This is a genomic window from Bradyrhizobium hereditatis (assembly GCF_020329435.1).
GTDB lineage: Bacteria > Pseudomonadota > Alphaproteobacteria > Rhizobiales > Xanthobacteraceae > Bradyrhizobium > Bradyrhizobium hereditatis.
Map to the genome: position 1 here is coordinate 1 of NZ_JAGKJK010000046.1, position 3,577 is coordinate 3,577.

The following is a 3,577-nucleotide window of genomic DNA, read 5'->3' on the forward strand; positions in this document are numbered from 1 at the left end:
CAGCAGCCTTCTCGCGGTAAGAAACCGTTCAACGGCGCATCGGGTGCCTTGCAATGACGCGGAGGCAAATGCTTGCGACAAAAACCTTCCTGAAACGCCGCCCCCCCAATCAAGCGGCGCTGAACCCATCAGGTCGAGGGCTTCCTTTAGCCCTCGTACGTGACGGCGGGCTGTGGGTCGGGCGTACTTAGCCGAGATGAGCCAAGTGGCGAAATCTTCCAACAAGGTGCCATTGGACGATCCCGAGTAACACGCGTGAACCTTCGGGAATAAGTGTTCGAGCATGGTTGCCCCCTTTTGGATGGTTGGGAGAACCACGCTACCGCTGTCAGTTATGTTGAGTAGGAACGGTCGAGGCGGCTGTTAATAGCGGGGAGATCGATATCGCTCCACATCACTGCGGGCTGCACATAAGTCGAGAATGAGCAACTGAACACGTGCCAGCTTGTCGATGAGGCGCGGGAAGCGACCGTCGAGACGGGCCATGGCGAGGTCCTCGAACAGGCGCGGCACACGCAAATAGAGGACGGAATGATCGAGCCTGGCCGCTTGGCGCCCGAAGGCACAGGCCAACCAGGTTTTGCCGGTACCGGTTTGACCGGTGAGGATGAGGTTATCGTGGGCTTTCAGCCAGGCACCTTGCGCCAGCTGCAGGGTGTTGCGCCGGTCGAGGCCGCGGCGGAACGCGAAGTCGATATCTTCGATACAGGCATCAACGAAGCGGAGCTTGGCTGCGGCGAGGCGATTGGTCAGGCGCCGGTCGGCACGTATGGCGGCTTCGCGATCCAGCATCAGGCCGAGCCACTCGTCGCGGCTGAGATCGGCGGCATTGTCCTGTTCGGCCAATTGCCGGTAAGCGGCCGCCATTCCGGCAAGGCCGAGGGCCTGCATCTGGTCGAGGGTCGGATGGGTCAGCATCATGATGGTCCTTTCCTTCATTGATAATAGGCTCCGCCACGGAGGTTGGCGTGCGAGGGCGCGGCTTTGACGGGTTCAGCGGCAGGACTCGCGCGGTCGAGCCCGGATTTGAGGATGGCGCTCACCGAGGAGTAGCGGATCGCGTTGATGGCGAGCGCCCTCTCGCAGGCTGTTTCCAGCCGATTGCGCTCGTAGCGCCGTGCCAGGGAGATGATCCCCATGGCGGAGCGATAACCTTGCTCGGGGTGCGGGCGCTCGCGCATCATCCGCTCGACCAGGGTGGCGGCGTTGACGCCGATCCGCCCCGCCATCTTGATCAAGGCCGCCGGCGTCATATTGGCGTAACGCTGATGGGCTTTGGGCATGTGCTCGTTGACGGTGACATGGCCGCCGCGCTGGGAGCGGCGCACATGGCTGGCGACGCGCGTGTGATCCTGGAAGATCTCGACCGCCCGATAGGTGAGCCGGACATCGACCCGACGGCCGATCAGCCGGTGCGGCACCGAGTAAAAGGTCTTGTCGACTTCGACGTGATAATCGGATGGACCTTGGCCGTTTTCCATTCAGCGTATTCGAATGGCTCGCTCGGCAGCGGCGCCAGCGCAGTGCGTTCGATCTCCTCGAACAGCTGCCGGCGGGATTTGCCGATATGGCGCATCGGCCGATTGTTCAGCTCCTCCAGAAAGCCGCCGATCGCGCTATTGAGATCGATCAGGTCGAAGAACCGCCGATGGCGCAGCCGGGTCAGGATCCACAAGCAGCACCGCGCCTTCAACCTTGCCCTTGTCGCGAGGCTTGCGGCTGCGGGTGGGCAAAATCGTCGTGTCGTAGTGCTCGGCCATGGCGGCAAAGGTTTGATTGAGCGTCGGCTCGAACCACAACGCCTTGACGACCCCGGCCTTCAAATTGTCGCAGACGATCGCTTTGGGAACTCCGCCGAAGTACGACAAGGCCCTCGTCTGGCCTTCGATCCAATCTGGTAGTCGCTGACCGAAGCTCCCCATAGCGAAGGTCAGCGACGAAGCCCCGAGCACCGCGACAAATATCTGCGCTTGACGGATCTCGCCGGTTTGCGGATCGATCACCTCCACCGTCGGGCCGGCATAGTCGGTCTGCATCACTGCGCCTGCCGCGTGGCGGTGGCGGAAGGTCGGGTTCACCCGGCGCCGATAGGCGTCAAACTTCTCGCAGAACCGGGTGTAACCGTAACCGTCGGGATGGGCCGTCCGGTATTCCTGCCAAAGCAGCGTCAGCGTCACGCCCTTGCGCTTGAGCTCCTGCGCCACCCGCGGCCACTCGGGCTCGCTCAGGTCCTGCGGAGGCCGCGCGACCCGCCGGAACAGAGCCCGCTGCAATGCCGCCTCGCTCTCGTAAATCGCCGGCAGCGGCCAGCTCAAACCCGCTTCACGCGCCCGCAGCAGGTAGGTGGCAACCGAGGTCTTGCTGATCTGCAGCCGTTCCGAGATCGCCCGAACCGACAGGCCTTGCTCGTACGTCAGCCTTAGGATCGATCGTAGGTCCTTGACGGTGGTTCGTTTCGCTTGCTTCCGTCTCGGCATCGCCCCTCTCAAACTCAGTCTGAGAGGGAACATTGCCTGAACGGCGCTCCCGAAAACCAACCCCATAAACTGTCCGCGAATTAGCGGAATCCCTGTCCCGGAATTACTGAAATCGCTGTCCGCGAATTACCGAAATGGCTGTCCGAGAATTGCCGAAACAGGCACACGGTGGGCCATCAAACAACGGAGATGGCCCGCAGACATCAAGCAGCGGGTACCAATCCGAACAATTGCGCGCCAGGCGCGTCACGTCCATCGATAGGATAAGGCCAACCTCGCCAAGAGTGACGCGCGCGACCAAGTCCTTAAATCTCTTCCCGTGGGCTGCGGCAGCGCCGCTCTGCCCAAGATCGCTGTCAATCACCTCGATGTCCGTCTCGCGCCATCCGTGATCACGAGCGCACTGCGAGAGGGCGTACTAAAGTTTCAGGCTTTCTGGATTGGTGATCACTTGGTCTGGCGTCGACTGCCGCACATACACCACCGCTTTGCGGTCCAGGTGATCCGGTTTTGACGAGTTCCGAGCCCATCGCTCATCTCCCGCAGGACTTGGGCGAGATCTTCTGCCATCGCCTGCGGGAGCGTTTCCGGCAAACTGCCCCAAACCTCTCGAGGTTCGATGGGCATGTGCCCCCGCTCTCTTCTGCCAACGCGATTAAGTCGTGCAGCGCGTCGAGGCTCGGTTTGGTCGGCGTGGCGCGCGGCAAGCCGTTCCGCAGCCCGAGCGGCAGAAGAAGCGTGAGACCGAATCGGTAATGTACACGCACGAAGGATTCCCTGCACGCTCTACGCGTGGTCGACTGTTAGCGTGTAGATCGCCCCGCATAGCGGGCGGTGTTTGATTGTCAGAGAATCTCCCGGTGATTTGTTCCCAGGAGATCATATGAGCGAACATAGGTCTGACACTAAGAACTTCGAAGTTATCACGGCGACACCCGAGCGACTTCCGGTCAGTCCGGGGCGAAGGCATCGCAGCTGGTCGCGGGAGGCGAAGGAGCGGATTGTCGGGGAAACGTTCGCGCCGGGGGCGAACGTGTCGGCGATCGCGCGGGCTCACGGGCTTGATCCATCGCAGGTGTTTGCCTGGCGGCGCAAGGCGC

Annotated in this window: 2 protein-coding genes and 1 pseudogene; 1 reads left to right on the top strand and 2 read right to left on the bottom strand. The window is 61.9% G+C overall.

The features are described from left to right. Positions 1 to 363: 363 nt before the first annotated feature. On the bottom strand, positions 364 to 921 hold the full coding sequence (locus J6524_RS36870; RefSeq protein ID WP_283843387.1) for an ATP-binding protein: 558 nt from the start codon (positions 919 to 921) through the stop codon (positions 364 to 366). Positions 922 to 935: 14 nt separating this feature from the next. Beyond that, a pseudogene (istA, locus tag J6524_RS36875) lies at positions 936 to 2,477 on the bottom strand (IS21 family transposase). Positions 2,478 to 3,360: 883 nt separating this feature from the next. Between istA and J6524_RS37800 the strand changes: the two are divergent. Beyond that, positions 3,361 to 3,577: transposase (locus J6524_RS37800; protein WP_312002545.1), on the top strand; the 217-nt coding region annotated here is incomplete at its 3' end.